This is a genomic window from Algoriphagus boseongensis, from assembly GCF_004362805.1.
Taxonomy (GTDB): domain Bacteria; phylum Bacteroidota; class Bacteroidia; order Cytophagales; family Cyclobacteriaceae; genus Algoriphagus; species Algoriphagus boseongensis.
This window is the reverse complement of sequence record NZ_SNYF01000006.1, coordinates 233,114-252,730: the sequence shown is the minus strand read 5'-3', so window position 1 is coordinate 252,730 and position 19,617 is coordinate 233,114. Positions and strand designations below refer to the sequence as shown.

17 protein-coding genes and 3 tRNA genes are annotated in these 19,617 nt (G+C 42.0%); 7 read left to right on the top strand and 13 right to left on the bottom strand.

Annotation, left to right across the window (positions count from 1 at the left end; all coding sequences use genetic code 11):
• The first annotated feature begins 14 nt into the window (after nucleotides 1-14).
• Both uvrA and DFQ04_RS08635 read left to right on the top strand, forming a co-directional pair.
• Nucleotides 15-2,831 carry an excinuclease ABC subunit UvrA gene (uvrA, locus tag DFQ04_RS08640; RefSeq protein WP_133554813.1) on the top strand — a complete coding sequence of 939 codons (2,817 nt, stop codon included), beginning with the start codon at nucleotides 15-17 and terminating at the stop codon, nucleotides 2,829-2,831.
• 156 nt (nucleotides 2,832-2,987) lie between these two features.
• Nucleotides 2,988-3,062: transfer RNA gene (locus DFQ04_RS08635), tRNA-Val, on the top strand.
• Nucleotides 3,063-3,104: 42 nt separating this feature from the next.
• On the opposite strand, the gene DFQ04_RS08630 is transcribed toward DFQ04_RS08635, so the two are convergent.
• Nucleotides 3,105-4,079, bottom strand: a complete 975-nt coding sequence (locus DFQ04_RS08630) for an NADPH:quinone oxidoreductase family protein (protein ID WP_133554811.1) — start codon at nucleotides 4,077-4,079, stop codon at nucleotides 3,105-3,107.
• A 73-nt stretch (nucleotides 4,080-4,152) separates the two neighbouring features.
• Here DFQ04_RS08630 and DFQ04_RS08625 point away from each other — a divergent pair, with 73 nt between their 5' ends.
• From DFQ04_RS08625 to DFQ04_RS08615, 3 genes are all read left to right on the top strand, one after another.
• The gene (locus tag DFQ04_RS08625; protein ID WP_133554809.1) at nucleotides 4,153-4,548 is read left to right on the top strand and encodes a GxxExxY protein; all 396 of its coding nucleotides are present in this window, start codon (nucleotides 4,153-4,155) and stop codon (nucleotides 4,546-4,548) included.
• 151 nt (nucleotides 4,549-4,699) lie between these two features.
• Nucleotides 4,700-6,088 carry a dipeptidase gene (locus tag DFQ04_RS08620; RefSeq protein ID WP_133554807.1) on the top strand — a complete coding sequence of 463 codons (1,389 nt, stop codon included), beginning with the start codon at nucleotides 4,700-4,702 and terminating at the stop codon, nucleotides 6,086-6,088.
• Nucleotides 6,089-6,141: 53 nt separating this feature from the next.
• Nucleotides 6,142-8,250 carry a protein-disulfide reductase DsbD family protein gene (locus DFQ04_RS08615; RefSeq protein ID WP_243739654.1) on the top strand — a complete coding sequence of 703 codons (2,109 nt, stop codon included), beginning with the start codon at nucleotides 6,142-6,144 and terminating at the stop codon, nucleotides 8,248-8,250.
• Between the two features lie 36 nt (nucleotides 8,251-8,286).
• Here the strand turns inward: DFQ04_RS08615 and DFQ04_RS08610 are convergent, their stop codons facing one another.
• From DFQ04_RS08610 to dapF, 6 genes are all read right to left on the bottom strand, one after another.
• Nucleotides 8,287-8,937: a response regulator gene (locus DFQ04_RS08610; RefSeq protein ID WP_133554805.1), complete on the bottom strand. Its 651-nt coding sequence runs from the start codon at nucleotides 8,935-8,937 to the stop codon at nucleotides 8,287-8,289.
• A gap of 89 nt (nucleotides 8,938-9,026) precedes the next feature.
• A complete protein-coding gene (locus tag DFQ04_RS08605) occupies nucleotides 9,027-9,800 on the bottom strand; it encodes a S1/P1 nuclease (RefSeq protein WP_133554803.1) in 774 nt (257 codons plus the stop codon).
• A 59-nt stretch (nucleotides 9,801-9,859) separates the two neighbouring features.
• The gene (locus DFQ04_RS08600; RefSeq protein ID WP_133554801.1) at nucleotides 9,860-11,050 is read right to left on the bottom strand and encodes a M20 metallopeptidase family protein; all 1,191 of its coding nucleotides are present in this window, start codon (nucleotides 11,048-11,050) and stop codon (nucleotides 9,860-9,862) included.
• Nucleotides 11,031-11,576 (bottom strand): hypothetical protein, encoded by a 546-nt coding sequence (locus tag DFQ04_RS08595; RefSeq protein ID WP_133554799.1) that lies wholly within the window; start codon nucleotides 11,574-11,576, stop codon nucleotides 11,031-11,033. The genes DFQ04_RS08600 and DFQ04_RS08595 overlap by 20 nt, the downstream gene beginning before the upstream one ends.
• A 6-nt stretch (nucleotides 11,577-11,582) precedes the next feature.
• On the bottom strand, nucleotides 11,583-14,963 hold the full coding sequence (secA, locus tag DFQ04_RS08590) for a preprotein translocase subunit SecA (protein ID WP_133554797.1): 3,381 nt from the start codon (nucleotides 14,961-14,963) through the stop codon (nucleotides 11,583-11,585).
• Between the two features lie 99 nt (nucleotides 14,964-15,062).
• Nucleotides 15,063-15,836, bottom strand: a complete 774-nt coding sequence (gene dapF, locus DFQ04_RS08585) for a diaminopimelate epimerase (protein ID WP_133554795.1) — start codon at nucleotides 15,834-15,836, stop codon at nucleotides 15,063-15,065.
• Between the two features lie 172 nt (nucleotides 15,837-16,008).
• Between dapF and DFQ04_RS08580 the strand changes: the two genes are divergently transcribed.
• The gene (locus DFQ04_RS08580) at nucleotides 16,009-16,764 is read left to right on the top strand and encodes a superoxide dismutase (RefSeq protein WP_133554793.1); all 756 of its coding nucleotides are present in this window, start codon (nucleotides 16,009-16,011) and stop codon (nucleotides 16,762-16,764) included.
• 48 nt (nucleotides 16,765-16,812) lie between these two features.
• A complete protein-coding gene (locus tag DFQ04_RS08575; RefSeq protein ID WP_133554791.1) occupies nucleotides 16,813-17,280 on the top strand; it encodes a pyrophosphohydrolase domain-containing protein in 468 nt (155 codons plus the stop codon).
• Between the two features lie 158 nt (nucleotides 17,281-17,438).
• Here the strand turns inward: DFQ04_RS08575 and DFQ04_RS08570 are convergent, their stop codons facing one another.
• The 6 genes from DFQ04_RS08570 to DFQ04_RS08545 all read right to left on the bottom strand — a co-directional run bounded on the left by DFQ04_RS08570 (nucleotide 17,439) and on the right by DFQ04_RS08545 (nucleotide 19,571).
• Complete coding sequence (locus tag DFQ04_RS08570; protein WP_133554789.1) at nucleotides 17,439-17,672, bottom strand: GIY-YIG nuclease family protein; 234 nt, start codon at nucleotides 17,670-17,672, stop codon at nucleotides 17,439-17,441.
• A gap of 111 nt (nucleotides 17,673-17,783) precedes the next feature.
• Nucleotides 17,784-18,017 carry a GIY-YIG nuclease family protein gene (locus DFQ04_RS08565; protein ID WP_133554789.1) on the bottom strand — a complete coding sequence of 78 codons (234 nt, stop codon included), beginning with the start codon at nucleotides 18,015-18,017 and terminating at the stop codon, nucleotides 17,784-17,786.
• Nucleotides 18,018-18,128: 111 nt separating this feature from the next.
• Nucleotides 18,129-18,362 (bottom strand): GIY-YIG nuclease family protein, encoded by a 234-nt coding sequence (locus DFQ04_RS08560; protein WP_133554787.1) that lies wholly within the window; start codon nucleotides 18,360-18,362, stop codon nucleotides 18,129-18,131.
• A gap of 45 nt (nucleotides 18,363-18,407) precedes the next feature.
• Nucleotides 18,408-18,491, bottom strand: a tRNA-Leu gene (locus DFQ04_RS08555).
• Between the two features lie 81 nt (nucleotides 18,492-18,572).
• A tRNA-Gly gene (locus DFQ04_RS08550) sits at nucleotides 18,573-18,645 on the bottom strand.
• A gap of 128 nt (nucleotides 18,646-18,773) precedes the next feature.
• Complete coding sequence (locus DFQ04_RS08545) at nucleotides 18,774-19,571, bottom strand: LuxR C-terminal-related transcriptional regulator (protein ID WP_133554785.1); 798 nt, start codon at nucleotides 19,569-19,571, stop codon at nucleotides 18,774-18,776.
• Nucleotides 19,572-19,617 lie beyond the last annotated feature (46 nt).

Sequence of the window (19,617 nt, the reverse complement as noted above, 5' to 3'; positions counted from 1 at the left end):
TAACTTTGCCAGCTATGACTTTGAGCACTTTACCAGCTATACAAGATCTCGATTCCCTCGATCCCAAAGAGTACATCATCATCAAAAACGCCCGGGTCAATAATCTTAAAAGCCTGAGTGTAGCAATTCCCAGAAATCAATTTGTTGTCATTACAGGACTTTCGGGTTCTGGGAAATCGTCTTTGGCTTTCGATACGCTTTTTGCCGAAGGCCAGCGGATGTATGTGGAAAGCCTTAGCTCTTATGCCCGCCAATTCTTGGGAAGAATGGAAAAGCCTGATGTGGAATACATCAAAGGGGTGGCTCCGGCAATTGCTATTCAACAAAAGGTCAGCACCAAAAATCCCAGATCCACAGTCGGTACCACCACTGAGATTTATGATTACCTCAAATTACTTTTTGCAAGGGTAGGAAAGACTTTTTCCCCGATTTCAGGAAAAGAAGTCAAGCATCATACGGTCACTGACATTGTAGATTACATTCTTTCTTTTGAAGAAGGCGCAAAAGTGATGATTTCATGTCCCCTTCAAATAGCAAGGGGTAGAAAAATCGAGCAAGAGCTGGAATTATTACTCCAAAAGGGCTATACCCGAATTTTGATCGATGGAGAAGTCTATTTTGTGGAAGACCTTTTGACAGAAAAGAAAGTCAAGAAAGGAACTTATGAGATTTTGATCGATCGGGCCACGGTCCGAAAAGATGATGAGGACAACCAGTTCAGAATCTCAGACTCCGTCCAAACCGCCCTTTTCGAAGGACATGGAGATTGCAAAATCACTGTTCCAGATATTGAAACCCGTTCTTTCTCCGATCGATTTGAACTGGACGGAATCAGCTTCGAGCTTCCATCTGTCAACTTTTTCTCCTTCAATAATCCCTACGGAGCTTGCAAGCGTTGTGAGGGTTTTGGAAATGTATTGGGAATAGACCGGGATTTGGTAATTCCAGACAAAGACCTTTCAGTTTATGAGGGAGCCATTGCTCCATGGAGAGGAGAAAGTGGAAAAGGCTGGCTGGAACCTTTGTTGAAAAAAGGAATTGAATTTGATTTTCCGATTCATCGGGCCTACAATGAACTGACGGAGAAAGAGCAGGAGTTACTTTGGACCGGGAATAAGTACTTCCAAGGCCTAAATGCCTTTTTTGATGACCTGGAAACCAAAACTTACAAAATCCAATATCGGGTGATGCTTTCCAGATTCCGTGGCAGAACAACTTGCCCGGATTGCCGAGGTACCCGTCTAAGAAAAGACGCTTCCTATGTGAAAATCGGGGGAAAATCCATCACTGATCTTGTTCTCTTACCGATTGAAGATGCTTTAGCGTTTTTTCAATCCCTCAATCTTCCGGATCACGAGGCAAAAGTTGCCAATCGATTATTGAAAGAAATTACCAGCCGACTAGAATTTATGGATCAGGTGGGATTAGGATATTTAACCCTGAATCGACTGACCTCCACGCTTTCCGGAGGAGAATATCAGCGGATCAAATTAGCGACCTCGCTTGGGTCCGCTTTAGTGGGCTCTATGTACATCCTTGACGAACCCAGCATTGGGCTTCATCCTAGAGATACAGACAGATTGGTTGGGGTTTTAAAGACCCTAAAGGATTTAGGCAATACGGTAATTGTGGTGGAGCACGAAGAGAAAGTGATGAAGGCTGCCGACCAGATTATCGATATCGGACCTGATGCCGGGGTGCATGGTGGGGAGCTTCTTTTCCAAGGAAAAATCGAAGATCTGATAGTTTCTGGAAAAACTTACACCGCGAAATACCTGCGAGGAGATGAGAAAATTTTCATCAAAAACGGAAATCGAAAGTGGAAAGACTCCATCACGGTCAAGGGGGCAAGAGAAAACAACCTTAAAAACCTGACTGTGCAATTCCCTCTCAATACCCTGACCGTAGTTACTGGCGTCTCTGGTTCAGGTAAATCAACTTTAATCAAAAAGGTCCTTTATCCTGCCTTGGGAAAAATGTTGGGAACCGTGATAGATGAGGGAGGAAAGTATGATAAAATCGAAGGCGATTATAAGCGGATAACGCAGGTAGAATTTGTAGATCAGGATCCGATTGGGAAATCTTCAAGATCCAATCCGGTGACTTATGTCAAAGCCTATGATGCCATAAGAACTCTATTCTCTGAGCAGCCCCTTTCCAAACAGCGGGGATATAAACCTGCTTTTTTCTCTTTCAACGTGGATGGAGGGCGCTGTGAGGCTTGCCAAGGCGAAGGCTCAATTACAGTAGAAATGCAGTTTATGGCAGATATTCACCTGACCTGTGAATCTTGCAAAGGCAAGCGCTTCAAAAATGAAATCCTTGAAGTCAAATACAAGGACAAGGACATTTCCGAAGTGCTGGGAATGACCATCGACGAAGCTTTGGAGTTTTTCAAAGGCAAAACCCAGATAATCAACCGCCTTCAGCCCCTTCAGGAAGTTGGACTAGGCTATATCGGAATGGGGCAAAGTTCGAATACTCTTTCCGGAGGAGAAGCTCAGCGGGTAAAACTGGCCTCTTTTCTCGGAAAAGGAGGGACTAAGTCCGGAGATCATATTCTCTTCATTTTCGATGAACCTACAACAGGCCTTCATTTTCACGATATCAGCAAGCTTTTACATTCCATTAACGCTTTGATTGACCAAGGTCATTCTGTAATTATCATCGAACACAATACTGAGGTCATCAAATCTGCTGATTGGGTGATTGACTTGGGACCTGAGGGCGGAAATAAAGGAGGACATTTGACCTTCACCGGAACTCCTGAGGATTTGGCAAAGGAAAAAAGAAATTATACAGCGAAGTACGTAAGAGAGAGTTTTGTTTAAAAGATTACAGTTTTCAAAACCTTCAAGGTTTTCTATATTCGCACAGCAATCAGAAATCTGAGTTCATCAACCCTATCGGGAGGTTAGAGCGCTGATAAATATGGAATCTTAGCTCATCCACGATAGCTATCGGGAGGTTAGAGCGCTGATAAAAATGGAATCTTAGCTCAGTTGGTTTAGAGCGCTGCTTTGACAGAGCAGAGGTCATGGGTTCGAATCCCTTAGATTCCACTTAGTAATTTCTTTTAGGAGCAAGAATTGTTGGATTCTAGCTTAAATCACCACCACACCTTTTCCCAACATCTTTCGATCCAAGATTGCCTTTAAGGCTTCCGGCGCTTCCTCTAGAGTATACTTTTTCCCGATATGCTGTTTGATTTTTCCTTCTAAAATCCAAGCAACTAGTTGCCGGATATTCTGAAAACTGGCTTTAGCTTCAAGCTTTGAAAACTGTCCCCAAAACACACCGATAATCGAGCATCCTTTTAGCAAAGGAAGATTCATGGGAATTTGGGGAATATCTCCATTGGCAAAACCGACAATCAGGTATCTCCCTTTCCAGGCAATTCCACGAAGTGCGGGTTCGGTGAATTTTCCACCCACGGGATCATAGACTACATCGACTCCTTTTCCACCAGTTATTTCTTTGATTCTGTTTTTCAAATCTTCAGTCTCATAATTAATAATTTCATCCGCACCCTTTTCAAGGCACAATTGAAGCTTTTCATTTGAAGAAGCTGCCGCGATAACTTTCGCCCCAATCACTTTTCCTAATTCCACCGCGGCCAATCCAACTCCTCCAGCAGCTCCCAAAACCAAAAGAGTCTCTCCTTGCTGAAGATTTGCTCTGTCCTTCAAAGCATGGTAGGAAGTTCCATAGGTATAAAGCGTAGTAGCGGCAATTTCTGAAGAAAGACCTGGGGGCATTGGAAAAACTCGGTCTGAATCCACAGCTACCTTTTCTGCAAAACCTCCCCAACCGCATAAAGCCAAAACTGGTTGCCCGAGCTGGAATTGATTCACTTGGTCTCCAAAACCAATGATTTTCCCTGCCACTTCCCCTCCAGGAGAAAAAGGTAATTCGGGCTTAAACTGATATTTATCCTGAATAATCAGAACATCTGGAAAATTCACTCCACAAGCTTCGACTGCTATTAGCACCTGATTGGAACCAATTTTGGGGTCGGGCAAGTCACCAAATTCAAGTTTATCAGGCAAACCAAAGGTTTTACAAACAATTGCTTTCATATTTTTTGATTTGCCACGAAGGCACAAAGGCAATAAAGATTAACTAAATTAAGATTAAAACTTTTTAAAGGCCATGATTTACATAAAACTCACAGATTTTGAAGAAGAGGTTGGATCTGCTATAGTTCAAGCTGCATTTACGATTCACAAAGAACTTGGGCCGGGACTTTTGGAAAGGATTTATGAAGTATGCATGGAGCATGAACTCAAAAAAGCAGGATTTGAAGTGAAAAGACAAGTCAATATTCCAATCAGCTATGATGGAATTTGGTTTGAGGAAGGATTAAGGCTTGATTTGCTTATTGAGGACAAAGTGATTGTAGAACTTAAAGCCGTAGATGTGGTAAACCCTGTTTGGGAAGCACAAATTATCAGTCACCTTAAACTTTCAAAATTAAACCTTGGATACTTGATCAATTTCAACGTCCCTCTTATTAAAAAAGGAATAAGACGATTTGTAAACACCTAAATCTTCATTCTGTCTTTTTGGCAATAAAATTCTTCTTTGGGTCTTGGTGCCTTCGTGGCAAAACCCAATTGCAGTTAAAATCAAAAATTCCTAGGCAAATCCTCTTGAAAGGAATAATTTTGAGGCCTTTAGAAATTAAAACTACCCAAATATGTCCGTTGCTGCTTTTATCGAGAAAAACAAAGATCGTTTTCTGAATGAGCTTTTAGATTTATTAAGAATCCCATCTGTAAGCGCAGATCCAAAGTTTAAAAATGACGTCTTTGCAGCAGCTCAATTCGTGAAAGAATCCCTGCAAAAAGCCGGTGCTGATGTTGCTGAAATCTGTGAAACAGCAGGCTATCCTATCGTTTACGGGGAAAAAATCATTGACTCATCCTTGCCAACAGTTTTGGTTTATGGTCACTACGACGTTCAGCCAGCCGATCCATATGAACTTTGGGACTCACCTCCATTTGAACCAGTAATCAAAAAGACCTCAATCCATCCGGAGGGAGCCATTTTCGCAAGAGGGTCAGCAGACGACAAGGGACAATTTTACATGCATATCAAAGCTTTCGAAGCGATGATGGCTTCCGGAGAACTTCCCTGCAATATCAAATTTATGATCGAGGGTGAAGAGGAAGTAGGTTCAGACAACCTGGACAAATTTGTTCTGGCTAATAAAGAGCGTCTGAAGTCTGATGTGATTTTAATTTCAGATACCCACATGATCAGCATGAAAGATCCTTCCATCACAGTAGGACTTCGAGGAATGGCTTATATGGAGGTTGAGGTCACAGGATCTAACAGAGACTTGCATTCCGGAACTTATGGAGGGGCAGTTGCCAATCCAATCAATGTGCTATGCCAAATGATTGCTTCAATGAAGGATGAAAATGAGCATATCACCATCCCTGGATTTTACGATAAAGTCCAGGAGCTTACAGTACAGCAACGTCAGCGCTTAAATGAAGCACCTTTTAACCTAGATGAATACAAAGGTAAACTTGACATTGCTGATGTACATGGGGAAAAAGGCTATACCACCATCGAAAGAGTGGGTATCCGCCCTACCTTGGATGTGAATGGAATTTGGGGAGGTTATACCGGTGAAGGAGCGAAAACCGTACTTCCTTCCAAGGCTTTTGCAAAAATATCCATGCGTCTGGTTCCTGATCAGGATTGGCATGAAATAGCTCAGCTTTTTGAAACTCACTTTAAGGCCATTGCTCCAGCTTCGGTCAAGGTAAAAGTGAAAGCACATCATGGCGGAGCTCCGGCTGTAGTTTCTGATTCCTCGGTAGGGTATAGAGCTGCTGAAGCGGCAATGGAGGAGACCTTTGGAAAAAGACCCATCCCAACCCGTGAAGGTGGTTCCATTCCTATTGTGGCCTTGTTCCAAAAGGAACTGGGATCAGATCCAATCCTTTTTGGATTCGGCTTGGATACGGATGCTTTGCACTCTCCAAATGAACATTATGGAGTGAAAAACTATTTCATAGGAATCGAAACGATTGCCGCTTTCTTTAAGCACTTTCGTGAACTTAGCCAGCAGTAAGCAGGTTTTCTGAAAAGTAGCTTTTCTTTATCCATATCTTTCTCCCTATAAAATTGAATAGATCCTATCTACATACTTTCCTTTCTCTCAAGGCTGGAGCTGGACTGCTTTTATTGTTCCTAGGATTTACTACTCAGCTTCAAGCTCAGGTAATCAAACCTCCCAAATGGACCTTTACGCTTGAGCCGAAGGAACTTCAGGTAGGGCAGCCCGCAACTTTGATTTTGGAGGCAGAGATTCCCTTGGGATGGTATGTCTATTCCAATGATTTTGACAAGGACTTAGGGCCACTTTTGACTGAATTTATCCCCCAAAAATCCGGGGAATATGAGATTTCAGCCAAGTTGAAGGCGATCAATCCCAAAAAGAAATTTGATGAAGTCTGGAAGGGAGATGTGACGTTCTTTTTGGGCAAAGCCCGATTTGAACAGCCTTTGATGCTTAAAACCACTTCAGGAACCATTAAGGCAACTTTGGAATACCAAATGTGTACTGACCTCACAGGCCAGTGCATCAATTATGAGGAAGACATTGAAGTCGCTTTTGTGGCAAAGCCTGGGGTAGTTGCTGAAGAACCTGGCATTCTTAAAGAAGTCGAGTCAGAATCCGAAGAAGAAATCGGTGATTCTTTATCAGAAGCTTCTCCTTTTGTATTAGCCGAACCGAGCCCTGAGGAATCTTCTTCTCAACTTCCACTAGTAGAATCAGAGGATTTCAGTCCTGAAGGGGAAGGTGAATCGCTTTGGGGATTTATGGTTTTGGCCTTCTTGGCGGGACTGGCAGCCTTGATTACACCTTGCGTATTTCCAATGATTCCAATGACGGTCAGCTTCTTTACAGGGAGATCAAAATCCAAGGCGCAGGGAATTCGTCAGGCTTTCATTTACGGAATCTCGATTATTGGCATTTATACCATTGCCGGCACAGCAGTGGCGGCAATCCAAGGTCCGGAGTTCGCCAATTGGCTAGCTACCCATTGGATTCCGAATGTCTTTTTCTTTCTGATTTTCGTGGTTTTTGCCTTAGCATTTTTGGGCATGTTTGAGTTGACCTTGCCTTCAAGCTTTGTCAATAAAATTGATGCAAAAGCAGAGAAAGGAGGACTTGGGGGAGTATTCTTTATGGCCTTTACCTTGGTCTTGGTTTCATTTTCCTGCACAGGACCAATCGTTGGTTCGATTTTGATTTCCTCCGCAGGAGGTGAATTAGTCAAACCAGTTTTGGGTATGTTCTCCTTCGGATTGGCCTTTGCGATACCGTTTACACTTTTTGCCATTTTCCCGGAATGGATGCAGCGATTGCCTAAATCCGGTGGCTGGCTAAATTCCGTAAAGGTTGTTCTTGGATTTTTAGAGTTAGCCTTGGCGTTCAAGTTCCTTTCTATCGCGGACTTAGTTTACCATTGGGGAATCTTGGATCGGGATATTTTCTTGGCTATATGGATCGTGATTTTCTCAGCTTTAGGCCTTTATCTTTTGGGTAAAATCCGACTTCCGCATGATTCCAAACTTGACCATATCGGCGTTCCTCGATTGCTTTTGGCCTTGGTAACATTCGCCTTTGTGGTTCATATGATTCCTGGCCTTTGGGGAGCTCCTCTAAAAATCCTCAGCGGTTATCTCCCACCACTTACCACTCAGCAATTTAAAATAGAAGGAGGAATCTCTTCGGAAAACAAGGTTTCTGATGAATCAATCAAATATGCCGACATACTAAAAATCCCTCATGGAATCCCGGGCTACTTTGACTACCAGCAAGCTTTAGCAGCTGCCAAAAAAGAAGGAAAGCCACTATTGATTGATTTCACCGGTCATGGTTGTGTCAATTGCCGGAAGATGGAAGAGAATGTCTGGGTAGATCCTCAGGTCCTTAAGAGACTCAAGGAAGATTTCGTAATGGTGGCCATGTATGTGGACGAGAGACTGGAGCTTCCTGAAAGCGAGTGGTATACCTCCAGCTATGATGGAAAAATAAAGATGACCTTGGGGAAGCAAAACTCCGATTTTCAAATCACCCGATTCAATAACAACGCGCAACCCTATTATGTAATCCTGGACCACCAAGAGCAACTATTGGCAAAACCAATGGGTTACAATACGGATATTTCTGCTTTTGTGGAGTTTTTGGATGGAGCCAAAAATGAATTTAAAATGAGAAAGTAAAATCTAGAATTACTCCATTTTTAATTCTTAATTCTCTTATCCTTCAATAATCCGGTTTTTCACAGCTTTCTGCACGGCTTCCATTTTGTTGTGCACCTGAAGTTTTCCATAAATATTCTCCAAATGCTTTCTCACTGTTTTGGGTGAAATAAAAAGATTTTCACCAATCTGGTTATAATTAAGGCCTTTTGAGGTTTGCTCTAAGATTTCTATTTCCCGGGGTGTAAGTGAAATGTCTTCTTTGGCTTCTTCAAACTTGGGCGGGTTACGGAGAAGTTTTAAAGCTTTCAAGGCGATGGTTGGAGTCATGGCCGCTCCTCCTTCAAGTGTATCCAAAATCCCCTGGTGCAAGGTCGGTGGATCCACTTCTTTCAAAAAATACCCATTTGCACCGGCCTGAATGGCTTTGAAAATGTTTTCATCATCATCAAAAACTGTCAGCATGATGGTTTTGATCTGGGGATATTTTTGCGATACCTGATCCACAGCCTCGATTCCATTCATTTTAGGCATTTCTATATCCATCAAAATCAAATGAACATTGGAATCCTGCTCAAGCATTTTCAATAACTCTTCCCCGTTAACTGCACAAAATTTCAATTCAATATCAGGAAACAGAGAAAGCTTATCCTTAATTGCTTTGAGTAAAAAGCTGTTGTCTTCTGCAATTGCGAGTTTGATTTTCATAGGTTCAGAAGCTAAATAAGACTGAAAATAAAAAAACGGCTTTCCTCATCCTAAGAGAAGAAAGCCGTTTTTGAAAAGATTTAATTTCCTTAAGGATAAATCTCTTCGAGAATTTGTGTCAAACGTACACTTGCAGCAAGCATTCTTTCCTCAGCAATCGAGTAGTTTTCATACATATATTGATAGCTGATTTTTTTGTTTTCTGGAAGATTATAGACCATTGGGCGGAGCTCAACTGCCTCTTTGAGCCAATCTTGCATGGTCGCTGAACGATAGTTTTGGATCAGCTCAGGAGAAAGTCTACGGTACAGCTCATTGGCGATTTCGGTATAACTCATCCCTTGTCTATCGATCATTCCACTATCCCAAAGCGCATGAAGATTGGTAGGCTGCCCAAAAAATTCGATTTTCACGTCATTGCCTCCACGGTCATCACCAGTTCCCACGTGCAGAGGCTGATGGATATCCTCCACCATATGGATCAGCATTTTTAACTTCTCCGACTCTTCTTTGGGACTAAGTCCTCCCTTTTTTAATTCTTCTTTAATTCTCTGAATGGCTTCATAGGCATTCCCTCCGTTTTCCTGAATGGAGGGCTCATATTCTCCATTTTTACTCGTCAAGTAATGCCAAGTGGTCGCATAATCATAGCTTCTATCGGAGCGAATTTCATCCATCCAAGTCCCGCTTCTTCCTAAAGACATTGGAGAAAGAACTTTTTCAATTTTCTTTCTGGTGGATTTTTTCATTTGCCTTTCTGCCATGTATCCAATGAGGTAATGCCCCAATTGTCCCCAAGCAAAAGCTTGAGTAGCTAAAAGGCTAAGCAGAAGGGTGAAGGTCAGAATTGTGATTCTTTTCATAGTAGTAAACTAAAAAGGCGAAGATAATCCTTCGCCAAATTTTTTGATTTAAGGGAAGGTTATCCTTTGGAAAGTTCAGAGACCGCTAACCAAGCCATCAAGCCAGATCCAATTTCCAAGGCATCTTCTTCGATATCAAAGGTGGGCGTATGAACACCAGAGACAATGCCTTTGGCTTCATTTCGGGTTCCTAGCCTATAGAAACAACCGTCGATTTCCTGAGAATAGAAAGCAAAATCTTCTGCAGCCATCCAGATATCAAGATCGAGGACATTTTCCTCTCCCAAATACTCTCTGGCCGCATCCATTGATCTGGCTGTCAATTCAGGTTCATTTTTCAAAAATGGATAGCCCTTTCGAATTTCGAAATCCAATTCTCCACCCATTCCTTCAACAATTCCTTTGGCAATTTGGACCATTTTTTCGTGAGCCTTTGCTCTCCAAGCTTCGTCCAAGGTCCTGAAAGTTCCTTGAATTTTTACCTCATTGGGAATAACATTCGTAGCACCCAAGGCTTCAACTCGTCCAAAAGAAAGTACTGACGGAATCTTAGGATTTGCGACGCGACTTACAATTTGCTGCAAAGCCACAATCATGTGGGAAGTAATCAAGACTGGATCAATAAATGTCTCTGGCATTGCTCCATGACCTCCTTTACCTTTGACAGTGATATAAATCTCGTCCGTACTTGCCATGTAAATCCCCGGGCGAAAACCTACTTTTCCAGCAGGGATAAAAGGCATAACATGCTGACCGATAATACTGGATGGTCTGGGGTTTTCCAGAACTTTATCCTTTATCATTAGGGAAGCCCCTCCGGGAACCAATTCTTCCCCAGGCTGAAAAATCAATTTTATTGTCCCTTCAAACTGGTCTTTGACTTCATTCAGGATCTTTGCCGCACCTAAAAGAGAAGCGGTATGTGCATCATGTCCACAGGCATGCATCACGCCTGGATTTGTAGACTTGTAGGGAACATCATTAGCCTCTACAATAGGTAGCGCATCCATATCTGCCCGAAGGGCAATTGTTTTACTCTCTGGATTCTTGCCTTTGATTAGGGCAGACCAACCTGTATTTGCCTTTCTCTCGATCTCTGTGATTCCAATCTGCTTGAGCTTTTCTTCTACAAAAGCTGCAGTTTTGAATTCCTTGAAAGAAAGCTCAGGATTGGCGTGAAGATGTCTTCTGTTAGAAATGACTTCCTCTTTGTATTCCCTTGCAAGAGATTTAATTCTGTCTTTCAGCATTTTGGTCAATGATGGTAGGAGAAGAATATTCCTTTCGCTGAAATCTATCCTGAACAATTCTGGCGGTTGGGAATAGCCCCTTGATTTGGGAAAACACTTTTTGAGCTTCGAATTTGTAGGAATACTTTCCGATTTTCACCAAATACCTAGGCTGCTGGTACTGCATTTCGGCTTGGATATCGGGAAAATACTCTGTCAAATCCTGCTGAGTTTTAAATGCCCTATCCCTATCGATTCCTGAATAAACCAAGACGGTAAATCCGTTAAAATAGAGTTCTGATTTATTCTTTTCGTAGAAATCTTTCTGAACTCTATCAAGCTGGCTATCTACACTCTGCACTGAAGTTTCGGAGACTTCAGGCTTTTTTTGAATGGTTTGCTCTTTATAGTCAGGAAAATCTGGCAAAGAACCGCTTAAATCTTCCTGATAGGTAGAATAGGCAGAAGGACCACTTGGCACAGAGCTCCCAGTGGACTTACATCCCCAAATGAGTAAAACCGCTACTATGGTCCAAATTCTGTTCATTTCTTTTTAGTGCTCAATCACAACACATCTACCCTCGGCAATATCCTGCTCGACACTCTTATACTTAACATCCGTTTTGGTTGTACCATTGGTGTACTGTACGGAAACCTTATCATTTCTTCCGTAAGTCTTGTCGGTTTTTCTAGGAGCAACAGGTTGAGGAGCGGGTCTACCTGCAGAAGCTGCAGCTGCCGCAGCCCTATTTGCACCAGGATTCAATGTACTTCCCACTTCTTCCTTGGAAGCCTGAACTTTGGGTTCAGCCGAACGCTGTACTTGCGCTTGTTGTACTTGAGCAGGGTCTTGTTTTGGAAGATCTGCTCGGGTCAAGAAGGAAATCATGTCCTCATTAAGCTTTCCAATAAACCTCTTGAACATCTCAAATGCCTCAAACTTATAGATCAACAATGGATCTTTCTGTTCATAAACGGCATTTTGAACTGATTGCTTCAGGTCATCCATATCCCGAAGATGCTCTTTCCAGTTTTGATCTATGATGGCCAAACTCACATTTTTCTCAATGGAACGGATCAATTCTCGGCCTTCCGTCTGAATGGTTTTTTCCAAATTGCAGACAACACCAATTTGCTTGAGGCCATCTGAAATTGGAACCATGATATCTTTTACTGTAGCTCCTCTTTCATCAGCCACACGCTTGAAAATAGGAAGTGCAGTCTGACAAATCAGCTCATTTTTCTGGGTGTAGCTTTTATAAGCTGCTCCATAAAGCTCCTGAGTAAGCTTCATTGCATCTTTTGACTTCAAATCACCTTCTGAAATGGTGTAATCCACACCCAGACTGGTGAAAATATTCATTCTCAAATCCTCAGAATTTTCAGTGGATTTGCCCATATCAATCAGACTTTCGCAGACATCATAGAGAATATTCAAGATGTCTAATTCTAGTCTATCTCCTTTCAGAGCATTCCTTCTCCTCTTGTAGACAACCTCACGCTGTGAGTTCATCACATCGTCATATTCCAAAAGCCGCTTTCTGGTGCCGAAGTTGTTTTCTTCTACTTTTTTCTGGGCTCTTTCGATGGACTTGGTGATCATGCTATGCTGAATCACTTCTCCCTCTTCCAGACCCATTCGATCCATCAGCTTCGCAATTCTGTCTGATCCGAAGAGACGCATCAAGCTATCTTCCAAAGAGACAAAGAACTGGGATGAACCCACATCCCCCTGACGTCCAGATCTACCTCGAAGCTGTCTATCCACTCGTCTGGATTCGTGCCTTTCAGTACCGATAATTGCCAAACCACCAGCTTTTCTGGATTCTGGAGTCAGTTTAATATCCGTACCTCGGCCAGCCATGTTGGTGGCGATAGTTACTGTACCTGGCTTACCAGCCTCAGCAACAATTTCTGCTTCTCTGGCATGCTGCTTGGCATTCAATACTTGGTGAGGAATTTTTTTCAAAGTCAGCATTCGGCTGAGAACCTCGGAAATTTCCACCGAAGTAGTACCCACCAAGACAGGTCTTCCTTGAGCAACCAATTCATTGATCTCATCGGTCACTGCATTGAATTTCTCTCGGACAGTTTTATAAACTTTATCTTCTCGGTCTTGTCTGATGATTGGTTTGTTGGTAGGAATAACCACCACATCCAACTTGTAGATTTCCCAGAATTCTCCTGCTTCCGTCTCCGCAGTACCCGTCATACCAGCAAGCTTGTGGTACATTCGGAAATAATTTTGAAGCGTAATGGTGGCGTAGGTTTGTGTCGCATCCTCCACCTTCACATTCTCCTTAGCTTCAATCGCTTGGTGTAGTCCATCAGAATATCGACGTCCTTCCATCACACGACCTGTCTGCTCATCGACAATCTTAACTTTTCCGTCTACAATGATGTATTCGGTATCCCGCTCAAACATACAGTACGCTTTCAATAGCTGATTAACTGTATGAATTCGCTGCGCTTTTACTCCATAATCTTTGATGACTTCCTCTTTTCGGATGAGCTTTTCTTTTTCGTCGATAAACTCACTTTTCTCCAACTCAGCAATGACCACCCCGATATCTGGTAGGATAAAGAAATTTGGATCTTCATTTTTGGAAGTCATGGTCTCGATGCCCCGGTCGGTCAGATCGACCACGTTGGTTTTTTCATCGATGGTAAAAAGTAGAGGCTCATCTGCCTCAGGCATATTTCTCTTATTGTCCTGGAGGTAATAATTCTCCGTTTTCTGAAGAATAACCCGGATTCCTGGCTCGGACAAGTATTTAATCAAAGGCTTATATTTTGGAATACCCCGATAGGCTCTGAACAGAGCCAATCCACCTTCTTTCTCATTTCCGTCTGCTATCAGTTTTTTGGCGGAAGCCAAAAATCCCTGAACCAACTTGCGTTGCTCATCCACCAAAGTGGCCACTCTTGGCTTCATTTGGTCAAACTCGTGCACGTCTCCTCTTGGAACCGGTCCAGAAATAATCAATGGCGTTCTGGCATCATCAATCAAAACTGAATCGACCTCATCCACCATAGCAAAATGATGTTTACCCTGAACTAAGTCACCCGCCTCACGGGCCATATTATCTCTTAGGTAATCAAAGCCAAATTCGTTATTCGTTCCGTAAACGATATCACAGGCGTAGGCCTTCTTTCTTCCAAAGGAATTCGGCTGGTATTTGTCAATACAGTCCACAGAAAGACCATGGAATTCAAATAGAGGAGCATTCCACTCAGAGTCACGCTTGGCTAGATAATCATTCACTGTAACCACGTGCACGCCTCGTCCTGAAAGCGCATTCAAAAAAGCTGGAAGGGTAGAAACCAAAGTTTTTCCTTCACCAGTCGCCATTTCGGCAATTTTCCCTTTGTGAAGAACCATACCTCCGATTAGCTGCACATCGTAGTGAACCATGTCCCATACGACTTCTGTCCCAGCAGCCATCCATTTGTTATGCCAAATGGCTGTTTCTCCAAGGATCTCAACATTGGGTTTGGTAGCGGCAAGTTCTCTATCTCTCAGAGTAGCCCGAACTTCAAGCTTTTGGTTTTCCTTAAAACGTCTCGCCGTTTCTTTAACAATGGCAAAGGCGGTAGTCATTACCTCCTCCAAAACCTTTTCTAGTTCCGTGTCCCGCTCTTTTTCCAGTTTATCGATTTCATTGAAAAGCTGATCTTTTTCCTGAATGGCTTCTGAAGGAAGGGCTTCTATTCGGGTTTTTAAATCAACGATTTTATCATCAATCCCTTTCAGCTGCTCATTGATCTGCTGCCTGATTTCATGGGTTTTTTCTCTAAGTTGATCGTCGCTGAGGGACTTCAATCCGGCAAAAATCTTATTGGTTTCTGCTACTTTAGGAAGAAGTTCTTTGATATCTCGGTCGGATTTTGTGCCAAAAACCTTGGCAAGTCCTTTTGCAATAAAATCTAGCATGGTATTGAAATATTCCCTTTTTGGGGGCTTAAAAATAAGCCCTTTTTGTTACAATTGATACAAAACCCCTTCTCAAGTCGGGGTAAATAATAAATAGGCTCAAACAGAAATTTTACCAGAAAAAACCTGTTCTGCTGGGCCAATCAGCCAAATATCCTGGAATTGACCTTGGTCATTCTGTTTGAATTTTACTGACAAATTCCCACCTAGTGTTTTGATTTTAACGTGATTTATATTTTTCTGGGTCCCAAAAACCAAGGCTGCAGCAGTTACTCCTGTTCCGCAGGAAAGCGTCTCGTTTTCTACACCACGTTCATAAGTCCTCACAAAAACCTCATTTGGGCTATTTTCCTCAAGGAAATTCACATTTGTTCCGGCAGGGGAATAGCCTTGGTCATATCGAACAGATTTTCCTTCCTCAAAAACCGGATAATTCTTTATTTGATCTACAAACCGGATATGGTGTGGAGAGCCAGTATTGACGAAATATTCATCTCCCTTTTCAGTGATTCCACTGACATTTCCCATTAATAATTCAACCAACCCATCTTTTAGAATCGCTTCATGAGGTCCGTCAATGGCTAAAAAGCTGGTTTTAATTTGAATAATTCCTAGGAATGCTGAAAATGCAACCGCACATCTGGCACCATTTCCGCACATACTTTGGCTTCCATCTGCATTGAAATAAATCATTTCGAAGTCAAAGTCCGGATGATTCCGAATCAGAATCAGTCCATCAGCTCCAATTCCAAACTTTCGGTCACATAAACTTCTGACTAAATCCAGATTTTTTTCATCAAAGTTCGAGTCACGATCATCAATCATGACGAAGTCGTTTCCGGTCCCTTGATATTTGTAAAATGAAAGTTCCATTCAGAAAACTATTTTCACACTCGAGGCAAAAACTTGTCCAAGAGCGAATTGAACTGCAAACATAACCAAGTTGTCAGGAAATCGGACGGATTGTCTGGCTTTCAATTTTTAATCCGGCTCATTCTGGCTAATTTCAAGGGTTAATCTGAATCGAAAATCAACACATACTATCATGAAAAGTCTAGAAACCGGCATTTCTCGAAGAGAGTTTTTATCCAATACCTCCAAAGCTAGTCTTGTAGTGGGCCTAGCTGGCACCGGGATCCTAAGTGCATGCTCAGGCGAAGTGAAAGGTGACAGCAAGGCAATCTTGGCCACTAGTTTTACCCAAACTCCATTGGCCTATGATTTTGCTGCACTTGAACCGCATATTGATGCCATGACCATGGAAATTCATTACACCAAGCATGCAGCTGGCTATGCAAAAAACCTTGGAGATGCAATTGGGGAAGAAAGCGTGGATACGAATAAACCCCTTGAAGATGTTTTGGCAGAAATCTCCAAGTATTCTACCAAAATGAGAAATAATGGCGGAGGACATTACAACCACGAACTTTTTTGGAAAGTAATGGGACCAAACGCAGGTGGAAAACCTGAGGGAGCACTTGCTGAGGCTATTGCAAGTTCTTTTGGGAGTTTCGAAAACTTTGCCACTGAATTTGAAAATGCTGCAAAAACAAGGTTTGGATCCGGTTGGGCCTGGCTTGTGGTGGGAGAAGACAAAAAACTTGCAGTTGGCTCTACTCCAAACCAAGACAATCCTTTAATGGATATTTCAGAATTTAAGGGAATTCCGCTTTTGGGAATTGATGTTTGGGAACATGCTTATTATTTGCACTACCAAAATCGCAGACCGGACTATGTCAGCGCTTTTTGGAATGTACTAAACTGGAATGTAGTTGCTGATCGATTCAGCGCAGCAATTTAATTTTCGCTCTTCCTTTACTTCAAAATTTAATTCTCAAAAAAGATTCTCATGCAAGACCCTAAGTCTCTCACTTCAGTAGCACTGTTTCATCAAACATTTAAGCACCCGGTCCTTCCAGAGCCGACAATTCCTTCTGAAACCAGATGTAATCTAAGAGTTTCTCTGCTTTCAGAGGAGTTGAAAGAATTGGAAGAGGCCATTGAAAATAAAGACATCGTGGAGATTGCAGATGCGCTTTGCGATCTTCAATATGTACTTTCGGGAGCCATTTTGGAGTTTGGACTAGGAGATAAATTCAAGGCTCTTTTTGATGAAGTTCAACGCTCAAATATGAGTAAAGCTTGTACCACTGAAGAAGAAGCAAAGGCAACGGTAGCACATTATGAGGCTAAAGGAACTCCATGCTTTTATGAAAAAGAGGGTGATCTTTTCTTGGTATTCCGGGAAGGTGACCATAAAACCCTCAAATCGGTTAATTATTCCCCAGCTGATTTGAAAGGGATTTTAGAAAAATAAATCAAGTATTAAATACTTTGAAAGCCCGAATTGGAATCCCATTCGGGCTTTTTTTATAAAACAATAAGCCCTGCATTTCTACAGGGCTTTTGTACCAGGAGCGGGACTTGAACCTGTCTGCCACAGGCAGGCCCGCACGACCAATTGGTTACAAGATTTTAAATTCCTAGGACTTCTCTTTTCCACCTTGTCGTTTTTAAATACTTTTCGAATTCCCTTGCTTCCACCCTTGTTGGAAAATTCCTCTGGAAAATAATTTCAAATGGGCGATATGGCTTGGTTGTCTGCTCATACCCTGAATTATGACGGTGAAGCCTTTCTTCTAAATCCGAGGTAAGGCCTACATAAATATACCTCCTAGTCTTACTTGATATGGCATAGACCGTAAACATGATAAAAATTAAACAAAAAAGCCCTGCATTTCTACAGGGCTTTTGTACCAGGAGCGGGACTTGAACCTGTCTGCCACAGGCAGGCCCGCACGACCAATTGGTTACAAGATTTTAAATTCCTAGGACTTCTCTTTTCCACCTTGTCGTTTTTAAATACTTTTCGAATTCCCTTGCTTCCACCCTTGTTGGAAAATTCCTCTGGAAAATAATTTCAAATGGGCGATATGGCTTGGTTGTCTGCTCATATCCTGAATTATGACGGTGAAGCCTTTCTTCTAAATCCGAGGTAAGGCCTACATAAATATACCTCCTAGTCTTACTTGATATGGCATAAACCGTAAACATGATAAAAATTAAACAAAAAAGCCCTGCATTTCTACAGGGCTCTTGTACCAGGAGCGGGACTTGAACCTGTCTGCAACAGGCAGGCCCGCAAGACCAATTGGTCACAAGATTTTAAATACCAAGGACTTCTCTTTTCCCCCTTGTCGTTTTTAAATACTTTTCGAATGCCCTTGCTTCAACCCTTGTAGGAAAATTCCTCTGGAAAATGAGTTCAAATGGGCGAAATGGCTTGGTTGTCTGCTCATACCCTGAATTATGACGGTGAAGCCTTTCTTCTAAATCCGAGGTAAGGCCTACATAAATATACCTCCTAGTCTTACTTGATATGGCATAGACCGTAAACATGATAAAAATTAAACAAAAAAGCCCTGCATTTCTACAGGGCTCTTGTACCAGGAGCGGGACTTGAACCCGCACGACCAATTGGTCACAAGATTTTAAGTCTTGCGTGTCTACCAATTCCACCATCCCGGCTTGCTCTACCATTCGTAGAGGTTCAGAAATTCGGTAATCCAAAGTCCTGAAATAGCAAAGCCCTTTTTCAAGGGCTTTTTGAGCGAGAGACGAGATTCGAACTCGCGACCCCGACCTTGGCAAGGTCGTGCTCTACCAACTGAGCTACTCTCGCATTTTTGATCCCAAAACCATTGTCTTGGTTAATTGTGGTTGCAAAGGTAAGTCCAGAAAATATTTTTGCAAGTCCCTTCGCAATAATTTTTTTATGAAAGATAGAATCAAACTGATTTTCAGATGCTTTTAGAAATCGTAGGAAGCAAGTATTTTGACCATTTCTACCACATTCTTCGCGCCCAATTTCCTTAAGATATTCTTTCTATGCGTAGTGACCGTATTGAAAGAGATATTTAAAACGCTGCTGATTTCTTTTGATTCCTTTCCATCCAAAATCAACGCAACAATCTCCTTTTCCTTTGGAGTCAAATGGATTGGTTTGACTGTGGGGGAGTTTTTACTCACGAAAATTCTAGAGCCACCCTCCTTCAGATAGGTATAGTTCCAATCATAACCTTTGATCTTAGGAGGGGCAGCAAGCTGAACAATTATATGCAAATCCATAATAAAATTCCCCGCCTCGTCAATCACATAGGGCCTTACTTTCGAAGTCATCCAATGAACTTCTCCAGAGGTCCTATGAACCCATCTAGTCGTATAAGAAAACTCAAAACTATGTCTTTCTGGGATTGTAATAGAATGAAATGCCTCAAAAACGATTTTTTGAAATCTAAACAACTCCTCTCTATCATCCGGATGGATCATAGTAAAGGAGGTTTCCATGCCTTGGTTACGGAACATAGATTCCGGATAACCAGTAAGTTTTTCAACGTTTCCGGTAAAAAATGCAAGGTTCAAATTTCTATAATCGAAACAAGCAATTACCAATCCTTCCTGAATTCCTATTGTCTTGCTTAGAGATAGAAGTTCATCCTGCAATTTTTTTTCATCAACCTTTCCTTTGAACTTTTGCTCTTTCCAGTCCTTGAAAAACTTAGTGTATTTATCTTGCTTTTTGAGGTCTTTGAGCAATACCTTATCCATATAAAAAACTAAACTTTAGGTTAAGAATTATTTCGAATATACTTAG